This is a genomic window from Bradyrhizobium sp. LA6.8 (genome assembly GCF_040547935.1).
Classification (GTDB): domain Bacteria; phylum Pseudomonadota; class Alphaproteobacteria; order Rhizobiales; family Xanthobacteraceae; genus Bradyrhizobium; species Bradyrhizobium barranii.
This window is the reverse complement of sequence record NZ_JBEPQQ010000008.1, coordinates 252,216-276,353: the sequence shown is the minus strand read 5'-3', so window position 1 is coordinate 276,353 and position 24,138 is coordinate 252,216. Positions and strand designations below refer to the sequence as shown.

General features: G+C 65.4%; 26 protein-coding genes. 14 read left to right on the top strand and 12 right to left on the bottom strand.

Annotation, left to right across the window (positions count from 1 at the left end):
* Nucleotides 1-286: 286 nt before the first annotated feature.
* From ABIA90_RS33050 to ABIA90_RS33040, 3 genes are all read left to right on the top strand, one after another.
* Entirely contained in the window at nucleotides 287-622 is a 336-nt protein-coding gene (locus ABIA90_RS33050; protein ID WP_063985608.1) for a GYD domain-containing protein, read from the top strand.
* 387 nt (nucleotides 623-1,009) lie between these two features.
* On the top strand, nucleotides 1,010-1,180 hold the full coding sequence (locus ABIA90_RS33045) for a hypothetical protein (protein ID WP_166083903.1): 171 nt from the start codon (nucleotides 1,010-1,012) through the stop codon (nucleotides 1,178-1,180).
* A 535-nt stretch (nucleotides 1,181-1,715) separates the two neighbouring features.
* On the top strand, nucleotides 1,716-2,030 hold the full coding sequence (locus ABIA90_RS33040; RefSeq protein ID WP_354120855.1) for a hypothetical protein: 315 nt from the start codon (nucleotides 1,716-1,718) through the stop codon (nucleotides 2,028-2,030).
* Nucleotides 2,031-2,046: 16 nt separating this feature from the next.
* Here ABIA90_RS33040 and ABIA90_RS33035 read toward each other — a convergent pair whose 3' ends face one another.
* A complete protein-coding gene (locus ABIA90_RS33035; RefSeq protein WP_014491939.1) occupies nucleotides 2,047-2,274 on the bottom strand; it encodes a DUF2093 domain-containing protein in 228 nt (75 codons plus the stop codon).
* A gap of 194 nt (nucleotides 2,275-2,468) precedes the next feature.
* Between ABIA90_RS33035 and ABIA90_RS33030 the strand changes: the two genes are divergently transcribed.
* Nucleotides 2,469-3,293 carry a dienelactone hydrolase family protein gene (locus tag ABIA90_RS33030; protein WP_354120856.1) on the top strand — a complete coding sequence of 275 codons (825 nt, stop codon included), beginning with the start codon at nucleotides 2,469-2,471 and terminating at the stop codon, nucleotides 3,291-3,293.
* Nucleotides 3,294-3,565: 272 nt separating this feature from the next.
* Nucleotides 3,566-3,715, top strand: a complete 150-nt coding sequence (locus tag ABIA90_RS33025; RefSeq protein WP_008130160.1) for a hypothetical protein — start codon at nucleotides 3,566-3,568, stop codon at nucleotides 3,713-3,715.
* Between the two features lie 160 nt (nucleotides 3,716-3,875).
* On the opposite strand, the gene xseA is transcribed toward ABIA90_RS33025, so the two are convergent.
* Entirely contained in the window at nucleotides 3,876-5,498 is a 1,623-nt protein-coding gene (gene xseA / locus ABIA90_RS33020) for an exodeoxyribonuclease VII large subunit (protein ID WP_354120947.1), read from the bottom strand.
* A 136-nt stretch (nucleotides 5,499-5,634) separates the two neighbouring features.
* Here xseA and ABIA90_RS33015 point away from each other — a divergent pair, with 136 nt between their 5' ends.
* The 5 genes from ABIA90_RS33015 (at nucleotide 5,635) to ABIA90_RS32995 (ending at nucleotide 10,214) form a co-directional block, all read left to right on the top strand.
* Nucleotides 5,635-6,645 carry an alpha/beta hydrolase gene (locus tag ABIA90_RS33015; protein WP_354120857.1) on the top strand — a complete coding sequence of 337 codons (1,011 nt, stop codon included), beginning with the start codon at nucleotides 5,635-5,637 and terminating at the stop codon, nucleotides 6,643-6,645.
* Nucleotides 6,642-7,196 carry a hypothetical protein gene (locus ABIA90_RS33010; RefSeq protein ID WP_354120858.1) on the top strand — a complete coding sequence of 185 codons (555 nt, stop codon included), beginning with the start codon at nucleotides 6,642-6,644 and terminating at the stop codon, nucleotides 7,194-7,196. Before ABIA90_RS33015 ends, ABIA90_RS33010 begins: the two co-directional genes overlap by 4 nt.
* Before the next feature lie 3 nt (nucleotides 7,197-7,199).
* Nucleotides 7,200-7,499: a winged helix-turn-helix domain-containing protein gene (locus tag ABIA90_RS33005; RefSeq protein WP_354120859.1), complete on the top strand. Its 300-nt coding sequence runs from the start codon at nucleotides 7,200-7,202 to the stop codon at nucleotides 7,497-7,499.
* A 309-nt stretch (nucleotides 7,500-7,808) separates the two neighbouring features.
* Complete coding sequence (purD, locus tag ABIA90_RS33000) at nucleotides 7,809-9,092, top strand: phosphoribosylamine--glycine ligase (protein WP_354120860.1); 1,284 nt, start codon at nucleotides 7,809-7,811, stop codon at nucleotides 9,090-9,092.
* Between the two features lie 216 nt (nucleotides 9,093-9,308).
* Nucleotides 9,309-10,214 (top strand): alpha/beta fold hydrolase, encoded by a 906-nt coding sequence (locus ABIA90_RS32995; protein WP_354120861.1) that lies wholly within the window; start codon nucleotides 9,309-9,311, stop codon nucleotides 10,212-10,214.
* Here ABIA90_RS32995 and ABIA90_RS32990 read toward each other — a convergent pair.
* Nucleotides 10,211-10,669, bottom strand: coding sequence for a nucleoside deaminase (locus tag ABIA90_RS32990; RefSeq protein ID WP_354120948.1), 459 nt, complete (start codon nucleotides 10,667-10,669; stop codon nucleotides 10,211-10,213). The two genes, ABIA90_RS32995 and ABIA90_RS32990, sit on opposite strands and share 4 nt — an antisense overlap.
* A 118-nt stretch (nucleotides 10,670-10,787) precedes the next feature.
* Here ABIA90_RS32990 and ABIA90_RS32985 point away from each other — a divergent pair, with 118 nt between their 5' ends.
* Entirely contained in the window at nucleotides 10,788-12,917 is a 2,130-nt protein-coding gene (locus ABIA90_RS32985) for a pseudouridine synthase (protein WP_354120862.1), read from the top strand.
* A complete protein-coding gene (gene rsmD, locus ABIA90_RS32980; protein ID WP_354120863.1) occupies nucleotides 12,918-13,472 on the top strand; it encodes a 16S rRNA (guanine(966)-N(2))-methyltransferase RsmD in 555 nt (184 codons plus the stop codon).
* Between the two features lie 103 nt (nucleotides 13,473-13,575).
* Here rsmD and mutL read toward each other — a convergent pair whose 3' ends face one another.
* Nucleotides 13,576-15,387: a DNA mismatch repair endonuclease MutL gene (gene mutL / locus ABIA90_RS32975; protein WP_354120864.1), complete on the bottom strand. Its 1,812-nt coding sequence runs from the start codon at nucleotides 15,385-15,387 to the stop codon at nucleotides 13,576-13,578.
* Nucleotides 15,388-15,629: 242 nt separating this feature from the next.
* On the opposite strand from mutL, the gene ABIA90_RS32970 reads away from it, so the two are divergent.
* On the top strand, nucleotides 15,630-15,947 hold the full coding sequence (locus ABIA90_RS32970; RefSeq protein WP_354120865.1) for a ribbon-helix-helix domain-containing protein: 318 nt from the start codon (nucleotides 15,630-15,632) through the stop codon (nucleotides 15,945-15,947).
* 229 nt (nucleotides 15,948-16,176) lie between these two features.
* Here ABIA90_RS32970 and ABIA90_RS32965 read toward each other — a convergent pair whose 3' ends face one another.
* Genes ABIA90_RS32965 through ABIA90_RS32950 form a run of 4 tightly spaced genes read right to left on the bottom strand, consistent with a single transcriptional unit; the run spans nucleotide 16,177 to nucleotide 19,151 of the window.
* Nucleotides 16,177-17,745, bottom strand: a complete 1,569-nt coding sequence (locus tag ABIA90_RS32965; RefSeq protein ID WP_354120866.1) for a GMC family oxidoreductase — start codon at nucleotides 17,743-17,745, stop codon at nucleotides 16,177-16,179.
* A 29-nt stretch (nucleotides 17,746-17,774) separates the two neighbouring features.
* A complete protein-coding gene (locus tag ABIA90_RS32960; protein WP_063985596.1) occupies nucleotides 17,775-18,323 on the bottom strand; it encodes a hypothetical protein in 549 nt (182 codons plus the stop codon).
* A gap of 45 nt (nucleotides 18,324-18,368) precedes the next feature.
* Nucleotides 18,369-18,764 (bottom strand): VOC family protein, encoded by a 396-nt coding sequence (locus ABIA90_RS32955; RefSeq protein WP_354120867.1) that lies wholly within the window; start codon nucleotides 18,762-18,764, stop codon nucleotides 18,369-18,371.
* On the bottom strand, nucleotides 18,765-19,151 hold the full coding sequence (locus tag ABIA90_RS32950; protein ID WP_354120868.1) for a c-type cytochrome: 387 nt from the start codon (nucleotides 19,149-19,151) through the stop codon (nucleotides 18,765-18,767).
* A gap of 195 nt (nucleotides 19,152-19,346) precedes the next feature.
* Between ABIA90_RS32950 and ABIA90_RS32945 the strand changes: the two genes are divergently transcribed.
* Nucleotides 19,347-19,760 (top strand): hypothetical protein, encoded by a 414-nt coding sequence (locus ABIA90_RS32945; protein ID WP_354122491.1) that lies wholly within the window; start codon nucleotides 19,347-19,349, stop codon nucleotides 19,758-19,760.
* 69 nt (nucleotides 19,761-19,829) lie between these two features.
* Here ABIA90_RS32945 and arfB read toward each other — a convergent pair whose 3' ends face one another.
* From arfB to ABIA90_RS32925, 4 genes are all read right to left on the bottom strand, one after another.
* Nucleotides 19,830-20,249, bottom strand: coding sequence for an alternative ribosome rescue aminoacyl-tRNA hydrolase ArfB (gene arfB / locus ABIA90_RS32940; RefSeq protein WP_063985592.1), 420 nt, complete (start codon nucleotides 20,247-20,249; stop codon nucleotides 19,830-19,832).
* A 116-nt stretch (nucleotides 20,250-20,365) separates the two neighbouring features.
* Nucleotides 20,366-21,733: a M16 family metallopeptidase gene (locus ABIA90_RS32935; RefSeq protein WP_354120870.1), complete on the bottom strand. Its 1,368-nt coding sequence runs from the start codon at nucleotides 21,731-21,733 to the stop codon at nucleotides 20,366-20,368.
* On the bottom strand, nucleotides 21,730-23,124 hold the full coding sequence (locus ABIA90_RS32930) for a M16 family metallopeptidase (RefSeq protein ID WP_371496566.1): 1,395 nt from the start codon (nucleotides 23,122-23,124) through the stop codon (nucleotides 21,730-21,732). The genes ABIA90_RS32935 and ABIA90_RS32930 overlap by 4 nt, the downstream gene beginning before the upstream one ends.
* Before the next feature lie 204 nt (nucleotides 23,125-23,328).
* Complete coding sequence (locus tag ABIA90_RS32925) at nucleotides 23,329-24,051, bottom strand: hypothetical protein (RefSeq protein WP_063985590.1); 723 nt, start codon at nucleotides 24,049-24,051, stop codon at nucleotides 23,329-23,331.
* Nucleotides 24,052-24,138 lie beyond the last annotated feature (87 nt).

Below are 24,138 nucleotides of genomic sequence, written 5' to 3'. Positions count from 1 at the left end.
TGTCTTGATGATTTCCTGGCGTGGGCAAAGCGCTCCGCCGTAGCCCAACACCGCGCGCCTTGCGATATGCGACATGTCGCGGCGGATGAATTGTCTTCCGCACGTTCGGGAGTTGATGTAGCCTTGCATGAGAGCCGTCACCGGGACGTGCCGAACTCCCGGCAATCATCGGCGGCGTTTATGCCCACGGCGGGCAACGTACCATCATCATTTCAGATGCGAGACCGTTACGATCAGTTCGGAACGGCCGGAGAGTTATTGCCAAAAGCTCAGAGGAGAACATGCCATGCATTTTTGCCTCACTGGACAATATACACCACGCGCTCTCAACGCCATTTTGGAAAACCCCACGATCAATCGCCAGGAGGCGGCGACAAAACTCATTGAAGCGGCCGGCGGCAAGCTGATTTCGATGTACAGCGTTGCTGCCGACGGTCCGGGCGTTTTGGTGATTTTCGATGTGCCTGATCCGAGCACGGCTCCGGCCATCTCCGGTCTGACGGTCACGGTGGGCACCCTGCAGAACGTGAAACTGACCCGGCTGTTCACGCAGGACGAGATCAAGCAGGTCCGCCAGAACGCGGCGAAGCTGCGCTCTTCGTATAGTCCGCCCGGAGGCTGACATCCGGATCTCAAGCGATGCCGCCGCAATCGTATCAGGCGGCGGCAACGCTTACCTCACAGCAAAAAGCAGGTCTGCGCGCTGAGGCGAGGCGAAGGCCTTCCGGCGTCCATCGGCGGACGATGCGGGAGGGCGCGTGCTGTGTCCGGCGCCACAGGTCCGACTGAACGTGCTTGCCAGTGGACCCGTTAAGGGCGTGCAATCCCGGCTCAGCGGTCAGTCCCCTCACCAGGCTCCAACAGCCATCATTCCGATGATGGTCAGGCACGAGACGCAGGCCACCATGACAGTATAGCATTCGGGTGTATTCATCGCTTGCTCCCAAACTGCCGCCAATTGCTTGGTCACTGCTACGCGGGAGAGTTCGCCGGTCTCGTGGCCGCTTCAATGCGGCACGCCGCGACCGGTCTTGCGTTGTGCGTCCGTCCTCTCATCGTCACCCTGATCCGCAAGATGATGATGCGCTTCGGTAGCTTCAGAGCGTTGAGCTATGATCAGAAGCTGTTTCCGCATTTCAGCGAGGCGGGCGCGGCAATATTCACGATAGAGCATGTCTAGTATGGTGGGCATGATCACCCCCATCCTTTGACTTTCGATCTAAAAAATATTCCACCGCGAATTTTCGAGGTGATGGTAGCCCGCCAGATGGCTCTTCGATATGAGCCCGTTCACAGACTGCGCCAATTCCAAAGCTCAATGGCCGTTTGGTTGACTTGATTGTCTGCGCGATAAAAGAGCAGGGCTAATTACCTAACACGCAGTCTAGCAGCGCTCTGTTTCACCAAGACTTCGTCAAACAACCTGAGGGCGCCGAACCGCAACGAAAAATCCAACCACAGCGCGAAGTGACTTACTACGGAGTGCAAGCGCGATTCGATGCAACGCGGATCGGCACGACGGAGATCACTTCGGCGGCGAGGCGCGCAGTGCAGGTGCGCGCGAACATCGTCTCCATCCTCATGCTGCGCGAAAATCTGTCCCGCTCGTGCTACGCTGGCAGGACAGCTACGCTTTACTCACCCCGCAGCAGCCCGCCATTCAGGCAACATTCATCGCAAGACGCCTATCGGTTCCAGACGATCAGGAGAATCCGATGAAACTGCCATCCGCAGCCGTCGCTGCCAGTCTTGTGTGTCTGATCATTGCGCCCGTGTTTGCGCAGACGCCGCCGCCGACGGCGCCCGCTGCGCCAACCGGCACGGTGCCAGTCCCCGCGACCAAGCGCGTCACCTGTCTTGCGACGACGCAAAGCCTGAAGGGCCAGGACAAGCGCGACCAGATGCAGCTCTGCATGGCGCAGGCGCGGGTCGATTGCCTCAAGCAGGCGATCGATCAGAAGGTCGTCGGCGAGCCCAGGAAGATCTTCATCAAGACCTGCGTGGGCGGAGATGCCGCTGAACAGCAATAGAAGCGCAGGCGCGGCCTCACGGCTGCGGCTTCAGCGCGCCGGGGAAATGCCGCTGCAGCACGGCGGCCGGCGTGGCGTAGGCCTCTTGCAGGTCCACGCTCCAGTACTTCAATTCGTCGAGCGGAATCCGCGTGTCGGTGATCGCGCAACGCACGAAGGTCCCCGGCGAGATCACGCGGAAATCGCCGTCGAGATATTGCACCTGCGCTTCGCCATGGCCCGAGGGGCCGAACTTGTTCAGCACGGTCGAAAGTCTCCGTGGAAGGCCTCTCCGCGGAAAACCCTGGAGGGCACGATGTGTTGTACGGGATTTAGCATAGATAGGGTGGCTTGTCCGCCCGGTAAACCCACCGGTTTGTGATGTTTTGCCGCCGTTTCCGCATGATAGTGCTTCGCGCGAGGGATGGCCGGTTCCGGCATCTTCCACGGCAGAATCCGATGCGCCTTCGACTGACCGCCCTGTTCCTGATGCTGCTGATGTCGGCCGCGCACGCCGCGCCGGCGCCGCAGCAGGTCGACATTCCGCTGTCGTCCGGAATCCTGCATGGGCAGCTCTACAAGCCCGAAGGCGAGGGGCCGTTTCCGACCGTGATCGCGCTGCACGGCTGCGGCGGCCTTGGCAATCATTCAGAATCGGTGCTGCCGCGCTATCGCGACTGGGCGCTGCAATTGCTGAAGGCCGGCAACGCCGTGCTGCTGCCCGACAGCTACGGCTCGCGCGAGCTCGGGCCGCAATGCCGCGTCAAGGAGATGCACATCAAGGCACGTCGCGAGCGCGTCGCCGACATCGCGGCCTCGCGCGCCTGGCTGATGAAGCAGAGTTGGGTCGCGCGCGACCGCGTCAGCCTGATCGGCTGGGCCAACGGCGCCAGCGCACTGCTCTGGGCCGTGCGTCCGCAGAGCGCCGCGCGCGAAGCCGGGCCGGATTTTCGCGCGGCGATCGCGTTCTATCCGGATTGCCGGATCTCCGCCGGCCTTGGCTGGAGCGCTCGGGTGCCGACCCTGGTGCTGATCGGCGCCAATGACGACGTCTCGTCACCGCCGGCCTGCCGCCAGATGGTCGACGGCGCCCGCGGCCGCAGCGCGCTCACGCGCATCGTGGTCTATCCCGGCGCCTATCACGATTTCGACCGCGCCAATACGCCGCTGCACGCCGCTGCCGGCACCACCGACGCCGCCGCGCCCGAGTACGGCCATCTCGGCACGGACGCAGAGGCGCGCGCAGAGTCGCAGCGGGAAGTCGCGGAGTGGCTGGCGCGGTGAGGGCGATCTCGTAGCTTCGTAGCCCGGATGGAGCGCAGCGCAATCCGGGAATCTCGAGACGCGGCACGAACCCCGGATTACGCTGCGCTCCATCCGGGCTACGGATTCGCAAGCGGGGCCGCCCGAGGAACAACGTTAGGCGGACAGCCCCGCATCGACCACCGCCCTGCACGGAGTATGGCCGACCGTGAATCTACGTATCGCGTGTCGCGGCGGTTTCAGCAGGTGACGGCGCCTTAGTTCGACCACGTTGTCGATTAAACGCAGTCCTCATGCGCAACCGCTTCGTCCTGTTCTCATCCGCACTGATCGTCTTCACCGTCGCGATCTTCCTGTTCGAAGCCCACGCCGGCGCGCCGATGATCGCGCCGGAACATTGCGGCTTCTGGACCACGATCGACGCGGGATTGTCCTGCCGGTAGGCGGGCTACGAGCTGTTTCCACACCCTTGCTGTCATCGCCCGGCTTGACCGGGCGATCCAGTACTCCGAGACGTTAGTGATTGAGCCGAGAAGCTGCGGCGTACTGGATTCCCCGCTTTCGCGGGGAATGACAGCGGGGGCGGGGCAACGCTGTCGCGTCTCAAAACAAATTGCCCTGATCCACCGGCTTGGCCACGCGCTTCGGCGCGGGCTTGGCGTCCTGCGCGGCCGGCTTTGCTTGCGCCGGCGCACGCTTTGCCGTCGGCGCCGGGCGATCCGCATCCGCCGTCGCGCCGACACGGCCGTCCGCAAACTCGATCTCGAGGCGTGCGCCGGGACCAATCGCGTCGGCCGAATGCAAGGGATGGCCGGCCTCGTCCCGTACCAGAGCAAAGCCGCGCGCGAGCACGCCGCGATACGACAAGGCCGAGAGCAGCTTGCCGCTGTTCTCGATGCGGGCATCCAGCCGCTGCAACAGCGTGACAAGCGCGCGGTTGGCGCGCTCGGCCAGACGATGCGTGCGCTCGCGCTGGCGGGCAATTGCGTTGCGCTGCGCCTGCGCATTCGAAAGTTTCGAGGCGCGCAAGCGCACCTCCAGCCCGGCGAAACGGTCGCGTCGTTGCCGCAGTAGCGAGCGTGCGGACAGGCCGAGCCGCTCGCCGCACACGGTGAGGCGGTGATCGGCCTGCGAAATCTGCCCGTGCAGCACCCGCAGCGTCAGCTTTGCGCTCGCCGCGGTAAACCGGCGGAAATGCGCGTGCGTGTTGGCCTTGAGGCCGCGGGGTAGCGACGCGCCCGCCGAATCCAGCCGTTGCCGCGGGATCGCGAGCAGATCGCCTGCCGCGGGCAGCGCGCGCGCGGCGGCGCGCAGCTCGCTTCGGCGGCTCTCATGGGCGCGTTGCCAATAGGCGCGGGTGCGCCGCGCGAGATCGGCGACCTCGACGAAGAGATCGCTGCGCACCGGCACCGCCATCTCGGCCGCTGCCGTCGGCGTCGGCGCGCGCTTGTCAGCGACGAAGTCGATCAGCGTGATGTCGGTCTCGTGCCCGACCGCCGAGATCAGCGGGATCATGCTCTCGGCCGCCGCCCGCACCACGATCTCCTCGTTGAACGACCAGAGATCCTCCAGCGAGCCGCCGCCGCGTGCCACGATCAGCACGTCGGGCCGCGGAATCTCGCCGCCCTCGGGCAGCGCGTTGAAGCCGCGGATTGCGGCTGCGACCTGCTCGGCCGAGCCTTCACCCTGCACCTTGACCGGCCACACCAGCACGTGGCGGGGAAAGCGGTCCTCCAGCCGATGCAGGATGTCGCGGATGACGGCGCCGGTCGGCGAGGTCACCACGCCGATCACTTCCGGCAGCCAGGGCAGCAACTGCTTGCGCGCCTCGTCGAACAGGCCCTCGGCGGCGAGCTTCTTCTTGCGCTCCTCCATCAGCGCCATCAGCGCGCCGATGCCGGCCGGCTCCAGCGCCTCGATCACGATCTGGTACTTGGAGGAGCCCGGATAGGTCGTGAGCTTGCCGGTGGCGATGACCTCGAGCCCCTCCTGGGGCTTGAAGCGCATCCGCCCGTGCACGCCCTTCCAGATCACCGCCTCGATCTTGGCGCTCTCGTCCTTGAGCGCGAAATAGCAGTGGCCGGAGGAGTGGGCGCCACGGAAGCCTGAGATCTCGCCGCGGACCCGGACATGGCCAAAGGCGTCCTCGACCGTCCGCTTCAGGGACTGCGAGAGCTCGGAGACGGTGAATTCGGGGGCGTTGAGCAGTGGTTCCGCAGGCGGCATCGGCAAACGATTCGGCATTTTGGGGTCAGACCCGACGTTAAGGATTTTCGCCGCGCGGCGCCAATCCTGGGATTGATATGGAGAGTACTCTGTATTATAGAGTCCTCTATCAACGATCAGTTCGAGGGAGTTTGCGATGGCGATGCGGTTGCTGCGGGGTTCTCTAAGCCTGTTGAAATGGGGACTGTGCGCGGTTGGCGCAGCTGCGCTGCTGCTTACCGCCCTGATCGCGACGCCGCTGGAGCGGCCTGCCGAGATGCGCTCGGTCTCGGACTCGGCCAAGGGGATCGACTGGTCCACCCTCCCGCCGCTGGAGCGGTTCCAGGCCCGCGACGGTACCTGGCTTGGCTTCCGGCACTACGCGCCGAAGGGGACGGCCACCGACCGCGGCGCCATCTTCATCCATGGATCGTCCGGTTCCTCCGGTACCGTGAACCATGCCCTGACGGCAGCATTCGCCGCGCACGGCGTCGAGACCTGGGCACTCGATACGCGCGGCCACGGCGCCTCCGGCACGCGCGGTGATATCGGCTATGTCGGCCAGCTCGAGGACGATCTGGTCGACTTCGTCGCCCATGTCCGCAAGAGCGCGCCCGATTTGCCACTGACCTTGATCGGTCATTCCGCCGGCGCCGGCTTCTCGCTGCGTGTTGCCGCGACGCCGATCATGCAGGACCTGTTCGTCCGCACTGTCCTGATCGCGCCCTATCTCGGCTACGACGCGCCGACCAACAAGCCGCACGCCGGCGGTTGGGCCAATGCTGACCTTCCGCGCTACTTCGGGCTGGCGGCGCTGCGCAAGCTCGGCATCGACTGTTGTTCGCAGCTTCCAGTGCTCGCCTTCGCCGTGCCGGCGAATTCGGCCAAGTACCTCACCTCCACCTATTCCGACCGCCTGATGCGCAACTTTGCGACACGCGGCTATCGCCTCGATCTGCCCGGGGTGACACACCCGATGACGATTTTCGGCGGCGCCGACGACGAGATGATGATCTCGGACAAATATGCCGAGACCGTGCAGGCGGTGAAGCCGTCGGTCGACGTCAAGATGATCGACGGCGTCAATCACATGGGCATGGTCACCAATCCGAAGGCGGTCAATGCGATCGCTGAGGACGTGGCAACGCGCGGGGCAGGGCAGTCATGATCGACAGCGAGGAGGCCTCCGCGGCGCTGGCCGACATCGACGACATCGTCCAGCGCGTGAAGCAATCGCAGCTCTACGAGCTCGCAAGCCTCGCAGCGGTCTGGTGGGGAGTCCTCGTGTTCGCAGGCAATCTCGTGACCTGGCTCTGGCCGGTCTACGCGGTCCACGCCTGGGTTGCCGTGGACATTCTGGGCGTCGGCGGTCTGGTCGGAATCCGGTTGCTCAATCCACCGCTCCGTCCGCATGGTGCCGCCTTCGATGTCAGGCTCGTTCTGGTCTTCGTGCTGTTCTTCGCCTTCGGCTATCTCTGCACCAACGTCGTCGGCCATTTCGGTCCACGCCAGCTCGGCGCGTTCTGGCCGCTCTACTTCATGCTGTTCTATACGCTGGCGGGTCTCTGGTTCGGCTACGCCTTCGTCGCGATCGGTCTTGGCATCGCTGCGCTGACACTGATTGGTTTCTTCTACATCGGGGAGGCGTTCCCGCTCTGGATGGCGTTCGTCAATGGCGGTGGGCTGATCCTCGGCGGACTCTGGATGCGGCGGATCTAGCGCATGGCCGAGCTCGACGACATCATCCACCAGCCGCTGCGGCTGAAGATCATGGCGGCGCTCAACGCGCTGCCTGCGACCGCAGGTCTGGAATTTTCGAGGCTGAAGAAGCTCACCGGCGCCACCGACGGCAATCTCGGCGCGCATATCGAGACCCTGGCCAAGGCCGGATACGTCTCGGTGGAAAAGGCCTTTGTCGGCAAGAAGCCGCAGACCACGGTGACCGCGACCGCGACCGGCCGCGGCGCCTTCGCGCGGCATGTGGCGACGTTGCAGGAGATCATTGCGGGGAGGCAGGTTTAGCGGCGATTGTCGTTCTCGGGCGTCGCTGACGCGGTGCAGATTGTTGTGCCCTCTCCCCTTGCGGGAGAGGGCATCTCCGCCGGTGGACGCAGGCTCACTCGGGTGAGGGGTCTGCCTCCACGAGCTTTTTTGCGTGTGGATAGATACCCCTCATCCGGCGCTTCGCGCCACCTTCTCCCGCAAGGGGAGAAGGAAAGCGGGCTTCGCCGCGCCCCGGAATGACGGGGAGTTCGGGGCGTTTCCCCTTGAGACCCGCCGCGATTCGTGCGACCTCCGCCCTCAAGCAAAACCCCTCATTCTGAGCCCTCGATGCACATTCTCCTGCTTGGTTCCGGCGGCCGCGAACATGCCCTCGCATGGAAAATCGCAGCCTCCCCCCTGGTGACCAAATTCTGGTGCGCGCCCGGCAATGCCGGCATCGCGCGGGAGGCGGAATGCGTGGCGCTCGATGTCGCCGACCATGCCGCGGTGATCGACTTCTGCAAGACGAATGCGGTCGAGCTCGTGGTGGTCGGCCCGGAGACGCCGCTGGCCGCCGGCATCGTCGACGATCTCACCGCCGCCGGCATCAAGGCGTTCGGGCCGAGCGGGGTGGCGGCACAGCTCGAAAGCTCCAAGGGGTTCACCAAGGCGCTGTGCACCGAATTCGGCATTCCGACCGGCGCCTACAAGCGCTTCACCAACGCCAATGATGCGCGTGCCTATGTCCAGAGCCAGGGTGCGCCGATCGTGGTCAAGGCCGACGGACTTGCCGCCGGCAAGGGCGTCGTGGTCGCCAAGACCGTGCGCGAGGCCGAGGACGCCATCGCCATGATGTTCGAGGGCGCCTTTGGCGAAGCCGGCGCCGAGGTCGTGATCGAGGAATTCCTGCCGGGCCGCGAGATCAGCTTCTTCGCGCTGTGCGACGGCGAGACCGCCATCCCTCTCGCTTCCGCGCAGGACCACAAGCGCGTGTTCGACCACGACGTCGGCCCGAACACCGGCGGCATGGGCGCCTATTCGCCGACGCCGCTGGTCACGCCCGCGATCCACGATGCGATCATGGCAAAGATCATTCTGCCGACGGTCGCCGGCATGAAGCAGCGCGGCACGCCGTTCCGCGGCATCCTTTACGCCGGGATTATGCTGACGACGCAGGGCCCAAAACTGTTCGAGTTCAACGTGCGCTTCGGCGATCCCGAGTGCCAGGTGCTGATGCTGCGCATGATGTCCGACATCGTGCCGGCGTTCATCGCCGCCTGCGACGGGGAGTTGAAGCATTTCGACCTGCGCTGGTATCCGGACTCCGCGCTCACGGTGGTGATGGCGGCGAAGGGCTATCCCGGCGACTATCAGAAGGGCACGCGCATCGAAGGGCTCGATGACGCCTCAGAGGTCGAGACCGCCGAGATCTTCCATGCGGGCACGGTTGAGAAGGACGGCGCGATCCTCGCCAATGGCGGCCGCGTGCTCAACGTGTGCGCGCTCGGCAAGACCGTGACCGAGGCGCAGGCGCGTGCCTATCAGGCCGTCGACCGCATCAACTGGCCGGAAGGCTTCTGCCGCCGCGACATCGGCTGGCAGGCGGTGGAAGCCGAGAAGGCCCGGGCCTGACAGGCTTTTTTTCCGCAATACGCGCGTGCGGGCATCACGATTGCCGCGTGCCTCCGCTCCGCCACATCGGCATTCCAAAATTGCGCAATCGCCTGTTGGGGTTAGCAACCCTCACAGGTGACCACCGTGCTACTGTGCATGGGGTTGTTTTCGACATTTTTGTTCGAGGCGGCCCAGGACTGACCAGACGGGACTGACCAGATAAGGATGCCGAAGATGTCCGATCTCGCCGACCTCTATCCGGGCTTTGGCTCCGAGTGGATCAACACCTCCCTCGGCCGCATCTTCGCCCGCGTCGGCGGCAAGGGGCCGCCGCTGCTGTTGCTGCACGGCTTCTCAGAGACCAACGTGATGTGGCACCGCGTGGCGCCGCAGCTCGCCGACAAGTTCACGCTGATCATCGCCGATCTGCCGGGCTATGGCTGGTCCGACATGCCCGAGAGCGATGCGCAGCACATCCCCTACAGCAAGCGCGCGATGGCCAAGACCATGGTCGAGGCGATGGAGCAACTCGGCCACGTCCACTTCGCGCTGGCCGGCCACGACCGCGGCGGCCGGGTGTCGTATCGGCTGGCGCTCGACCATCCCGGCCGGCTGTCGCGCCTCGCCGTGCTCGATATCCTGCCGACCTATAATTACTGGGAGCGGATGAACCGCGCCTACGCGCTGAAGATCTATCACTGGACCTTCCTCGCCCAGCCCGCGCCACTGCCGGAGACGCTGATTTCAGGCAATGGCGAGTTCTTCCTGCGCTTCAAGATGGCGAGCCAGACCAAGTCGAAGACGCTGGACGCCATCGACGAGCGTGCACTCGAACATTACATCGCCCCGTTCCGCGATCCCGCCCGCGTGCATGCGATGTGCGAGGACTACCGCGCCGGCGCCTATTTCGATTACGACCTCGACAAGGCCGATTTCGAAGCCGGCAAGAAGATCACCGTGCCGATGCTGGCCCTGTGGGGTGGCGCGGGTATCGCCCAGGCCGCCGCGACGCCGCTCGACACCTGGAAGCAATGGGCGACCAACGTCGACGGCATGCCGGTGGACTCCGGCCATTTCCTCACCGAGGAGAACCCGGACGTCACCGCGAAGGCGCTGCGCGAGTTTTTCTCGGCGCCTTAGCGCCGCTCCCGAAAGAAGTCCTTGAGCAGCCGCGCCGACTCGCTCTCGCCGACCCCGGAATAGACATCCGGCGCATGATGGCAGGTGGGGGAAGCGAAGAACCGCACGCCGGACTCGACCGCGCCGCCCTTGGGATCGGCGGCGCCGTAATAGAGTCGCCTGACCCTTGCAAAGGAGATCGCGCCCGCACACATGGTGCAGGGCTCCAGCGTCACGTAGAGGTCGCAGTCGACCAGGCGCTCGCTGCCGATCTTTTTGGCGGCCTCGCGCAGCGCAATGATCTCGGCATGGGCGGTCGGGTCGTAATCGGTCAGCGTCCGGTTCGCCGCGGTGGCGATGACCTCGTAATTGCGGACCACGACGCATCCGATCGGAACTTCGCCCGCCTTTCCGGCATTTTCGGCCGTTTTGAGCGCCAAATCCATGAAAGAGGGGGCTTTCAAGCCTCGTATCATCGTCAGAAACCTGCTAGTAGCTCCGCCTTCAGCAAGAGTGAATACCGGATTTGCCTGAGCATGCGGCTCGAAGCGAGCGCGCACACTGCTTTTTGGCCACCCCTAAGTGAGATTATTCATGCCTCGCGACAGCGACAAAGACAACGATTCCCGCGGCCGGCGAGGCCCGGCAAGGGGAGGCCCGCCCAAGGGCCGGTCCGGCAAGCCGCGTGGCCCTGAGAAGAAATTCGCCAAGCGCGGCCCTGAGGGCAGGGGCGACGCCCGCCCGCCCCGTGGCGACCGCGACAGCCGTCCGCCTCGCGCCGACCGCGGGGATCGTCCGTTCCGCCGCCGCGAGGAGGGCGATGCCCCGCGCCGCGATTTCAGCGACCGTCCGAAATTCAAGCGCGACGACCGCGGCGGTGAGGAGCGCGGCGAGCGCAGCTTCAAGCCGCGCGGCGACCGCCCGTTCTCCGATCGCGGCGCGCGCGATGGCGAGAAGCGGCCGTTCAAGCCGCGCGGTGATCGCCCGTCCTATGGCCGAGACGACCGTCCGCCGCGCAGCCGGGATCGCGACGATTCCCGTCCCGCCGGCCGGTTCGGTGACAAGAAATTCGGCGACAAGCGGCCCTACGCGCCGCGTGGCGACCGCCCGGAACGCAAGTTCGACGGCGAGCGGAAGTTTTCGCGTGGTGCGCCGGACCGCAGCGATCGCCCGCGTGATTTCGGCGACCGCCCGCGCGATCGTGGCGAGCGCAGCGATTCAAAGCCGTGGCAGAAGCGCGACGCGGGTCCGCGTGGCGATCGTCCGCCGCGCAAGGACTTCAGCAAGGGTCCGCGCAAGGATTTCGGCGGCCGCGACCGCAGCGAAGACAAGCCCTGGCAGAAGCGCGAGGATCGGCAAGGTGGCGGCGATGACCGTCCGCGTTTCTCGCGTTCGCGCGACGATCGCGCGTCCGGCGATCGTCCGTTCCGCGAGCGGCCCAAGTTCGATCGGCCCAAATTTGATCGCCCGCGCGACGACCGTCCGAAATTCGATCGGCCTCGTCGTGATGGCGATGGCGAACGCGGCGATCGTCCCAAATTCAATCGTCCGCGCGAGCGCTCCGAGGGCCGCTCCGATTGGCACGAGCATCCGCGCAACGAAGGCCGCTTCGGCGACCGTCCGCGCCGTGAAAACGAGGATGAGAGCAGGATCTTCGAGAAGCGCCCCGCCTTCGGTGGTCGCGGCGCCTATCGTGACCGTGATCGGGATTTCGAGGGCCGTCCGCGCCGTGACGAAGCACCGAAGCCGAAGAAGGCCGGCGAGCGTATCGCAAAAGTGCTGTCGCGTGCGGGCCTCGCCTCGCGCCGCGACGCCGAGGAGATGGTCACGCAGGGCCGCGTCGCCGTCAACGGCCGCGTCATCAATTCGCCGGCGCTCGACATCACCTCGAACGACGTCGTCACTGTCGACGGCAAGCCGTTGCCGGAGCGTGAGCGTACGCGGCTGTTCCTCTACCACAAGCCGCGCGGGCTGATGACGACGCATGACGACCCCGAGGGCCGTCCGACCGTGTTTGACAATCTGCCCGAAGGCCTGCCGCGGCTGATCTCGATCGGCCGGCTCGACTTCAACACCGAAGGCCTGCTGCTGCTCACCAACGACGGCGGGCTCGCGCGTACGCTCGAATTGCCGGACACCGGCTGGCTGCGCCGCTACCGCGTCCGCGCCCATGGCGACGTCACCCAGGCGCAGCTCGACGAATTGAAGGAAGGCATCGAGGTCGAAGGCGTCAAATACGGCCCGATCGACGCGACGCTGGAGCGCGACCAGGGTGCCAATGTCTGGCTGGTGTTCGCGATCCGCGAAGGCAAGAACCGCGAGGTGCGCAACGTCTGCGCCCATCTCGGGCTCGAGGTGAACCGGCTGATCCGCGTGTCCTATGGGCCGTTCCAGCTCGGCGAGGTCCCCGAAGGCCAGGTCGAGGAGATCAAGTCGCGCGTGCTGCGTGATCAGCTCGGCGACAAGGTGATCGAGAAGTCGGGCGCGCAGTTCGACGTGCCGAAGAAATCTTCTTCACCCGACGGCGAAGCGCCGCGCGAGAAGAAGCCTGCCAGCAAGCGTGATGTGATCAACGATCGCAAGGGCCGCCGTGTGCTGGTGCAGCGCACCGGCAGCGAGGAAGCGCGCGAGCGCAACGAGTCCGAGGCCAACGGCTACGGCCCGCCGCGCCGCCCCAAGCGCGGCTATCACGGCAAGCGCGATCTGACGCCGCGGGAGGACTGATTGCGCGTCGTCGGCGGTCGTTTGAAGGGGCGCAATCTCGCCTCACCGTCCTCGCGCGACATCCGCCCCACGGCGGACCGGTTGCGCGAGTCCGTGTTCAACATCCTCGTGCACGCCTATGACGATCCGATCGAGGACGCGCGCGTGCTAGATCTCTTCGCCGGCACCGGCGCGCTCGGCATCGAAGCGTCGTCACGTGGAGCGAAGTTCACACTGTTCGTCGACAACGGCGCGGAAGCGCGCGCGCTGCTGCGCAACAATGTCGAGACGCTCGGCCTCGGCGGCGTCACCAAGGTCTATCGCCGCGATGCGACCGATCTCGGCCCCGCGCACCCTGTCGAGCCGTTCTCACTGGTGTTCCTCGATCCGCCCTATGGCCAAGGATTTGCGGAGAAGGCGCTCGCGAGCTTGCGCGACGGTGGCTGGCTCACACCGGGTGCGCTGCTCGTGGTCGAAGAGGCGAAGGCGGCGCAGTTCGTGACGCCGGAAGGCTACGAGGAATTGGAGCGGCGGGCTTACGATGACACGGAGTTCGTGTTTCTGAAGAGGCCGTAGTCTCGCTGCCGTAGGGTGGGCAAAGCGTAGCACGCCGTGCCCACCAACTTTCTGCGATCGCGGTAGGTGGTGGGCACGCTTCGCTTTGCCCACCCTACGAAGATCATCTCCGCCCGAACAGCTTGTCCACATCGCTCAGCTTCAGCTCGACATAAGTCGGTCGGCCGTGATTGCACTGGCCGGAGTTCGGGGTGTCCTCCATCTCGCGGAGCAGGGCGTTCATCTCCTCGGGCCGCAGCCGGCGGCCGGCGCGGACCGAGCCGTGGCAGGCCATGGTCGCGGCGACGTGCATCAGCCGGCGCTCCAGCGGCAGCGCCTCGTCCCACTCGGCCATGTGCTCGGAGAGATCGCGCAAGAGCCCGCCCGCATTGGTCTTGCCGAGCAGCGACGGCGTCTCGCGCACCGCGACCGCGCCGGGGCCGAAGGATTCGATCGCCAGCCCAAACGACGCAAGCTCCTCGCTGCGCTCGAGCAGGCGCTCCACCGTCGCCTCGTCCATCTCGACGATCTCGGGGATCAGGAGGATCTGCCGCTGCACGCCGTTGGCGGCGAGCGAGGCCTTCAGCCGCTCGTAGACGATGCGCTCGTGCGCGGCATGCTGGTCGACGATGATCAGGCCGTCGCGGGTCTGCGAGACGATGTAGGTCTCGTGGATCTGGGTGCGCGCCGCGCCGAGCGGGCGGTCGACGAGGTCGCTGACGGGTTGGGTCTCGATCCGTACGTCCGCACTGGGCGCGCCGACATCGAATGCCGCCTGTGCGCGCTCGGCGAAGACGGGCGCAGCCGATCCGTCGAACGACGGCATCGGCGCGACCGGGGCGGATGGCGAGGCGCGCCAGTCCCAGCTCGCAGGCCGCGGCGTGAACGCCGGCCGGAACGAGGACAACGCGCTCTCGCCGCTGTTGGCGGCCGTGCGCCGGCCCTCCCGCGCGAGCGCATCCTTCAATCCGTGCACGATCAGCGCGCGCACGAGGCCGGCATTGCGGAAGCGCACCTCGGTCTTGGCCGGATGCACGTTGGCATCGACCTCGCGCGGATCGAGCGTGACGAACAACGCCAGCACCGGATGGCGGTCGCGCGGCAGATAGTCGGCATAGGCCCCGCGCACGGCGCCGAGGATCAGCTTGTCGCGCACGGGACGGCCGTTGACGAAGAGATATTGCCCGAGCGCGTTAGCCTTGGTCAGCGCTGGCGCCGCGGCATAGCCGGCGACCACGACGCCCTCGCGTTCGGCATGGACCTCGATGGCGTGGCTGCGGAATTCTGCACCGAGGATATCGCCGAGCCGCGTCAGCCGTCCGGCGGCGCCGGGCAGCGCGGCGGTCCAGGTCACCGGCGCGCGCTCTTCGCCCGCGAGCGTGAAGGCGACGTCGGGCCGCGCCATGGCGAGGCGCCTGACCACCTCGCGGATCGCCTCCGCCTCGGTGCGGTCAGTCTTCAGGAATTTCAGCCGCGCGGGCGTTGCATAGAAGAGGTCGTTGACCTCGACGCGCGTGCCATGCGCCAGCGCCGCCGGCATGATCTCGGATTTCTCGCCACCCTCGACTGACAGCGCCCAGGCATGTGGCTCGCTGGCGTGCCGCGTGGTGATGGAAAGACGCGCGACGGAGCCGATCGAAGGCAGCGCCTCGCCGCGGAACCCGAGCGTGCGGATCTGGAGCAAATCCTCGTCGTCGAGCTTGGAGGTGGCATGGCGTTCGACCGCGAGCGCGAGGTCCTTCGCGGTCATGCCGCCGCCGTCGTCGGTGATCCCGATCCGCCGCCGCCCGCCGCCATCGGTGAAGACGTCGATCCGGCTCGCACCGGCATCGATGGCGTTCTCGACCAGTTCCTTGACCACGCTTGCCGGACGTTCGACCACCTCGCCGGCGGCGATGCGGTTGACGACTTGCTCTGGCAGTTGGCGGACGGGCATGGGGCTTTCGATATGGATTCGCTGACGGCGCTATTCTAGGCCGTGTTGCGTCAAAAGCATGTGTTGGGCAACAGCCGTGTGGCGGCCTGGGGAAGAGGGATGCCTATCACATTGAAGGGATTGGACGTTCGAGAAAATTGCGCAACCGGGACGGAGCGGTCGCCCTGCCTGCCGTCCTGATTGTGGGGGCACGGGCAGCGGTGTAGCATCGTGAAAAAATGGCAACAGGACGGGAGGACGCCATGTGCAATTTCTTCGCGCACCAGCCCCAACGCAACTACGAATCCCAGACCCGCTCGTTGCGGATCGGCGGGCACTGCACCTCGATCCGGCTGGAAATGGCGTTCTGGGACACGCTGGAGGAGATCGCGGCCAAGGAGAACATGAGCGTCGGCAAGTTCCTGACCACGCTCTACAACGAGGTGCTCGACCATCACGGCGAGGTCAATAATTTCGCCTCGCTGCTGCGCTGCTCCTGCCTGATCTACCGCTCCCGGAGCATGGTGCCGGTGCAGGATTTCAAGGCGACCGTCGCGCCGATCCTTGATGCGGCCGAGTAGCCGTTGCCGTGGCAGCCCGCATCCGCATTCTCAATGCCGTCATGCGAAACGTTCTCGGCCTGCATGGTTCGAGACGCCCGCCTCGGCGGGCTCCTCGCCATGAGGGTCTGATATCTCGCCGCGCAACACGGCCCCATCCTGAGGGCCCGCCGTAGGCGGGCGTCTCGAAGGATGGCCGCAAGCGAAATGCCTGCCACGTTCTTCCAATCAGACGGGATAACGCCCGACGTCAGATCTCCTTTTTCTGCATCGCGCCGGCGATGTAATCAGCCTGCCGGATCGCGAGCGCGACGATGGTCAGCGTCGGATTGCACGCCGCCCCGCTGGTGAACTGACTGCCATCCGAGACGAACAGGTTCTTGACGTCGTGGCTCTGCCCGAACTTGTTGACCACGCCGTCGCGCGGCTTCTCGCTCATCCTGTTGGTGCCGAGATTGTGCGTGCTCGGATAGGGTGGCGTCGGATAGGTCACCGTGGCGCCGACGGCGTCATAGACCGCAGCACCCTGCTTGTAGGCATGTGCCCGCATCGCGAGATCGTTGGGATGGTCGTCGAAATGCACGCTTGCTACCGGCTGGCCGAACTTGTCCTTCACGCTTGGGTCGAGCGTGATGCGGTTGGTCTCCTGCGGCATGTCCTCGCCGACCAGCCACATGCCGGCCATCCTGGGATAACCGTCGAGCGCCGCGGTGAACGGACGGCCCCAGGCGCCGGGGTTGAGGAACGCCGCCATGAACGGCAGGCCGATCGACAGCGTCTCCATCTCGTAGCCGCCGACGAAGCCGCGCTTCGGATTGTTGGCGGATTCATCACGGATAATGCCGGCCATAGTGGTGCCGCGATACATGTGCACCGACTTCTCGAACACGGCGTAGACGCTGCCGGTCATGTGCCGCATGTAGTTGCGCCCGACCTGGCCCGATGAATTGCCGAGGCCATCGGGGAACATGGTCGAGGCACTGTTCAACAGCAACCGCGGGCTTTCAATCGAGTTGCCGGCCACCGCGACGACGCGCGCCTTCTGGCGCTGCATCGCGCCACTCTCGTCGGCATAGACCACGCCGGTCACCTTGCCGCCGGCGTCATGCTCGATCTTGACCGCCATGCTGCTGGGCCGGACTTCGAGATTGCCGGTCGCCTCGCCCTTGGGGATCTCGGTGTAGAGCGTCGACCATTTCGCGCCGGATTTGCAGCCCTGGAAGCAGAAGCCGATCTGCTGGCAGGCGCCGCGGCCGTCACGCGGCTGGCTGTTGATGGCCATATTGCCGGTATGCACGGTCTTGTAGCCGAGCTTCTTCGCACCGGCCTCCAGCACCTTGAAATTATTGTTGCCGGGAAGTCCGGGAATGCCGTTGGTGCGGGTCACGCCCATCTTGTTCTCGGCCTTGGCGTACCATGGCTCGATCTCGGCGAGCGTCACCGGCCAGTCCAGCAGGTTCGCGCCGGGCAGGCCGCCGTAGGTGCTCTTCACCTTGAACTCATGCTCGTCGAAGCGCAGCGACGCGCCGGCCCAATGCGTGGTCGAGCCGCCGACCGCCTTGACGATCCAGGCGGGAAGGCCCGAAAAATCCTTGGCGACGCGCCATGTCCCCGACGTGGTGCGGGCATCGGTCCAGGCGAGCTGGGAAAAGCTCTCCCACTCGTCGTTGACGAAATCCTGGTTCTCGATGCGTGGGCCGGCTTCAAGGATGACCACCTTGACGCCCTTCTGCGCGAGCTCGTTGCCCAGCGTGCCGCCGCCGGCACCGGAGCCGACGATCACCACAACGCTGGAGTCGTTCAGATCGAATTTTGCCATATGCGTTCTCCTGAACCGTTGGGTGAGCCTTAAGCCTTCGGCAGCCAGTCGATGTCGGCAAAGCCGCGGTTGATGTAGCCGCCGTGCTCGGCGGAGGAGCCTTCGTAGCCGAACCGCGGCCAGACCTCTTTCTGGTTGTAGAGCGACACGACGAGGTCGCCGCGCACCTTCTGGAAGAAGTCGCTCTGCTCGATCTCCGTCAGCAGCACCACGCGGTCGGCTTCCCATGGCACTTCGGCGTAAGCCACCTTGTGGCGATCCCGCGCGTTCTGATCGAGCCGCGTGATGCCGTCGCTGATCAGAGACTTGACGGCGGGGTCCTTGGCCGCCTTGCCGTCCCACGGCTTGATCGCGGTGATGTAGTAGCTGTCGCCGAGGACGTCGTGCGGATAGATGTCGCGCGCGACCTTCAGCAGCGTCTTCATCGTTGCGGGCGAGAGCGTGCTGGCATCATCCGCCCAGGCATCCTCGATGCTGACGGCGACGCTGGTCGCGACAGCGACGACCGGAACGGCGGTCGCCGCTCCCTTGAGAAAGACGCGGCGGCTGTGCTTGCTTCGACGATCGACTTCTCTCATGGCATTCCTCCGTAGATTTTGTGATTTGGATTTTTGTGATTTTGATCAGCCGAAACGACCCCCTCGCTGGATCACCTCGATCTTGTAGCCATCGGGATCGCTGACGAAGAAGAAGCGCGCCAGCGTCTTGCCGTCGTGCTTGAAGTCGCGCAGCGGTCCCGGTGCGAGCTTCTCGCGCTCGAAGCGGGCATGTTCGGTATCGAGATCCTCGACCACCACGGCGATATGTCCGTAGCCGTCGCCGAGCTGGTACGGCTCCTTGCGATCGAAATTCACCGTCAGCTCGACCTCGAAAGGTGAGGAGGGATGACGCAGGTAGATCAGGGCAAAGTCGGAAAATTTCAGGTGGTCGGCGACCTCCAGGCCGAAGGCGCGCTTGTAGAAGTCGAGCGAGCGGGCCTCGTCGAGCACGCGGATCATGGAATGAACGGGCTTTGCCATTCAGTTCTGCTCCTTGAGAAAAGCGATGATGGCGGCGCGCGTCTCCGGCTTCGCCTGCCGGTAGACCATGGTCACGCCGGGAATGACGGCTTGCGGATTGCTCAGCCAGGCGTCGAGCTTGGTCTCGTCCCAGGCGAAGTCCGCTTTCGACAGCGCCTCCGAGTATTTAAAGCCTTCGGTCTTGCCGGCGGGACGGCCGACGACCTTCACCAGCGGGGGGCCTTGCCGCGCCGGTTCTGACAGGCTCGTCGTGTGGCACACCGCGCATTGCTGCTTGAACAGCGTCGCGCCATCCGGCGGCTTGGCGGCCGGCAGGGGCATTTGCGCATCGGCAACCCGCGTCACCAGCACCATCGCGGTGCACAATCCAAGCACGACTGCGCGCATCGCCAAGAATCCGCCCATCCACATCAACGTGCGCAAACTCTAGGCGGCGTCAAAGATGCGGTGGTAGTAGCGGGCTGTTTCGATGCGCGCGGAGACACTGGTGGCCGCGTGTGTTCCGCAATGCCTTATATGCGGAGCACAATTCCGCGAAACCGCCGTCAAATCCCTAAACGATCACCACACCATGCGCATTGCATGACGACCGCGCCGCTTGAACTCTCTACGCGATGCAATGACCCGGTGCAGGTGAGCGGCGCAGGATGCAGCCGAGCCATTCGTCGCGGAAAAATCCAGGAGAAATGGATGAAGTTGGTGAAGACCTCGATGATCGCATGCGCTCTGTCGGCTCTCATTGCGACGCCGGTTCTCGCGCAAGGCGCGCCACCCGCCAAGACGGGCGGCGCCGTGCAAGGCAAATCGATGCAGGGCAGCACAATGGGCAGCGGGGATGAGGAGATGAATGCTCAGCCGGGCGCGGCGGGCGAGAAGACGGGCATGAAGTCGACCAAAGGCACCAGGGGCACGGTCGGCACCACCGGTAGCGCTGCGCATAAGGGAACCGCCGACGATTCCACGACGGGCGGTGCAGCCCCGGCCAAGCGTTACTAGTCCCGCCGGGTGAAGCAAGCAGACTCCGGTCGCCCTGCGGCCGGAGTTTTTTTGACTGGGTCTGCTTTGCTAGTCGTCGAAGCGGCCGCCGCCGCGCCCTGCCTTGATGTCGCTGCGGCGCTTCTTGCCGTCGAGCCGGCGCTGCTTGGAGCCAAAGGTCGGCCGTGTCGCGCGGCGCGGCTTTGGCCGTATCATCGCTTCGGTCAGGATCTCGGTGAGCCGGTCGATGGCGTCCTGACGGTTACGCTCCTGGGTGCGGAAGCGCTGGGCGTGGATCACGATCACGCCGTCCTTGGTCATGCGCTGGCCGGCGATGCGGGCGAGCCGGATCACCGCATCCTCCGGCAAGGTCAGCTTGCGCGTGTCGAAGCGCAGCTGGGCCGAGGTCGAGACCTTGTTGACGTTCTGCCCGCCCGGGCCGGAGGCGCGGACGAAGCCGATCTCGATATCGTCCTCGTCGATGACGAGATCGCGGGATATCCGCAGCATGCTGGCACCATTCGTGATGTCCGGACATATCGCGGACGTCCACGTTCGGCAATGGCGCATCCTGGAAACGCAAATGGCCGGGCGAGCCCGGCCATTTCAGGAAACGTCAGGGGACGTCAGTTCGACTTCGTCGCCGGTGCCGCGGCCGGTTGCGCGGCCGCCTGTGGGGCGCGGCCGACGACGACGGTCAGGAGGCCCTGGCCCCAGAGGCGCTTGGCGGCGGCCTTGGCGTCGTCCAGTGTCACCGCATCGACGATGGCGTTGCGCTTCTCGATATAGTCGATCGGCAGCTTGTCCTGCTGGTATTGCAGCAGCGCCTGCGCGAGCTTCGAGGAGGTGTCCAGCGCCAGCATCTGCGAGCCCTTGAGGTAGGACTTGGCTTCGTCGAGCTCCTTCTGCGTCGGGCCCTCCTCGGCGATGCGGCGCACTTCCTTGTCGATGGCGTCGATGGTGTCGCCGGCCCGGTCGGCGCGGGTGCCGGTGTTGCCGATGAAGACCGCCGAATGCTCCATCCAGAGCAGCGATTCGAACACGGAATAAGCCAGCCCGCGCTTCTCGCGCACCTCGCGATAGAGCCGGGAGGACAATCCGCCGCCGCCCAGGATGTGGTTGACGACATAGGCGGCCATGAAGTTCGGATCGTTGCGCTTCACGCCGGGGCCGCCGAAGGTGATGACGGTCTGCGGCACGTCGAGCGGCACGAAGGCGCGCTGCGGCGGTTTTGCCGCCTCGACGTCGGCGACCGGCGTGAGATTGGCTTTTGCGGGCAGGCTACCAAAAGTGTGGTCGAGCAGCTTGCCGAGGGTAGCCGGATCGACGTCGCCGACCACCGCGATCTTCAGCCCGTCCTTCGCAATCACGCGGCCGACATAATCCTTCATGTCGGCGACCGTGATGGTCGGCACGCTGTCCAGCGTGCCATTGGTCTGCCGGCCATAGGGATGGTCGCCGAACGCGACCTCCAGGAACTTGCGGCTCGCCAGCGACGACGGATTGGTGGTCTCGCGGCGCAGGCCCGAGATCACCTGTGAGCGAATGCGCTCGACGTCGGCGGTGTCGAAATGCGGCGAGGTCAGCGCGCTCCTGAGCAGGTCGAAGGCTTCGTCCTTGTTGTCGCGCAGCATCCGCAGGCTGCCGCGGAACGTATCGCGGGTGGCGCTGAAGGAGAGCTCGATAGCGCGGCGGTCGAGCCGCTCATGGAAGGTCTTGGAGTCGAGATCGCCGGAGCCCTCGTCGAGGAGGTCGCCGACCAGATTGGCGACGCCGGATTTGTCCTTGGGATCCTGCGCCGAGCCGCCGGCAAAGGAATATTCCATGGCGATCAGCGGCACGGTCGCATCCTGTACGAACCAGGCTTCGATGCCGCCCGGCGAAGTCAGGTGCTGGATCTTTGCAGCCGCCTGTGACGGCGAGACCGTAGCCAGCGCGAGTGCCGCGCCGGTGGCAAGCGAGAATGCAACGCGTCGAATGAAAGGATAGGTCACGAACGCTTCTCCTCGCGCTTGGCGGCACTGGTGTCCTTGATCAGATAGCCCGTCACCGATCGCTTCTTCTCGAGCCATTTCTGCGCGACGGTGCGAACCTGCTCGGCGGTGACCGCGCGAATGCGGTCGGGCCAGCTCCTGATGTCCTCGATCGAGAGGCCCGTGGTCAGCGCGCCGCCATACCAGCGCGCCAGCACCGCCTGGTTGTCCTGGGCGTAGATCGCTTCCGCAATGAGCTGGGTCTTGACCCGCTCGAGGTCCTCGGCGCGGATCGGGTTCTGTGCGATGTCGGCGATGACGCCGTCGACCACTTGCTCGACATCGGCAAAGCTGACGCCCGGTTTCGGCGAGGCCGAGATCGCGAACTGGGTCGGGTCGAGCGAGATGCTCGAATAGCTGGCGCTGGCGGACACCGCGAGCGGCTTGTCGACCACGAGCGCGCGGTAGAGATAGGAATTGCTGCCGCTGCCCATCAGCTGCGCCAGCACGTCGAGGGCGGCGCTTTCACCTGCGGCGGCGGTCGTCGCCGACGGTACGAGATAATAGCGGCGCAGGCTCGGCTGCTCGACGCGCGGGTCGGCCAGCGTGACCGTGCGCGGCGCCGCCGGCTCCGGCTCCTGCGGACGGATGCGGCGCTCCGGGATCGCGGGCTGGGCCGGAATGGAGCCGAAATTCCGCTCGACCAGCGGGCGGATGTCGGCGGCTTCCACGTCGCCGGCGATCACGAGGATCGCGTTGTTCGGCGCGTAGAAGCGGCGGTAGAAGGCGAGCGCATCCTCGCGGTCGAGCTTCTCGATCTCCTGGTGCCAGCCGATCACCGGCCGGCCGTAGGGATGATTGAGATAGAGCGCGGCCATGATCTGCTCGTTGAGCCGCGCGTCCGGATTGTTGGCGACCCGCATGTTGTACTCTTCGAGCACGACGTCGCGCTCGGGCAGCACGTTCTCGTCCTTGAGGATCAGGCCGGTCATGCGATCGGCCTCGAACTCCATCATGGTCGGCAGCTGCTCTTTCGGCACGCGCTGGTAGTAGTTGGTGTAGTCGACCGAGGTCGAGGCGTTCTCGTTGCCGCCGACGCGGAGCACGGTCTGCGAGAATTCGCCGACCGGATGCTTCGAGGTGCCCTTGAACATCAGATGTTCGAGGAAGTGCGCGAGCCCGGATTTGCCCGGCGTCTCGTCGGCCGAGCCGACCTTGTACCAGATCATCTCCGTGACCACGGGTGTGCGATGGTCCGGGATCACCACGACCTGCATGCCGTTGGCGAGCGTGAAGCTGGCGGGCGGGGCCGATGTCACCGTGGTCTGGGCGAGGGCGGCGCTGGCTGAGAGGACACTCGTCGAAAGCAGCGCGGCAAGGAGGCAGGCGGCCGATCGGTAAGAGGACATCATAATCCTTATGAAAAGGCCGAACCCGGATGTCCGGCTCGGAGGCACGGCATGCTACACCGTGCGGCTGAGGCTTCGCGTCACGAAGCAGAGAACTCAACGCGCTGGCAAGTTACTGATAAGCAATATGCAGACTGCGTCCGGCGTGCGTAAGCCGCCGGTGCCAGGATGCGCCTGTCAGGATGTCGCGGTGGGGCAGGAGCGCTATTATTCCTTTTCCTTGCCCGACATGATGTCGAAATAGGTCCGGCGCGACTTGTCCGGCCCGGCGCCATAGGCGTAGTTCGGCGAGGGCGTCTGGTAGCCCGGCGGCGGCTCGACCAGCGACGAGCGCGGCGGCTCGCTGGTGAATTTCTTCTCTTCGGAGCTGTTGCCGCCCTTCATCATGTTCCAGAGACCACCGGCGTAACCGAGCTCGGTGGGGCTGAGCGACGGGTTGCCGTTGGTGCCCGGCTGGATCGGATCGTTGCTGGTGCGGGGGGCTGCGGCGACCTCGCCGGCCTTCATCTCGGCGGGCGTCAGCGGTTGGGCCGCCTGCCAGTTCTCCGTCGCCTTGGTCGCCTTCTTGCGCGCTGCGATGGCTTCCTTGCGGCGCTTCTCTTCGGGGTCCTTCGGCCAGTTCGGAGCATTCTTGGCCTGGGTTGCCGGAGGCGGCAGGTCGAGCTTGGGCGGCACGACGAGCGGCGAGCGCTCGCGGTATTCGATGCCGGGCTTTTCCATGCTCTTGGCACCGATGCCGGACATCAGATTGTCGATGATCTTCTCTTCGAAGGTCATCCCGTCATCATCATCGTCGTCGTCACCGGCACGGACCGGGCCTGCCGTCATGACGAGGCCGATGCCGAGCGCGACAGCGGACAATTTCAACGCCCGCCAGAACCCCGCTTTGGGGTCTCGAACCATCGAACCGCTGGTCTCGGAGCTGCGCATCACTGTACCTGTTCCATATTGTGGCAGATTGCTGCACTTTGCCGCTCGCACGCGGCCAATCCTCGCAAAAAGCAGGGTTCCACCTGC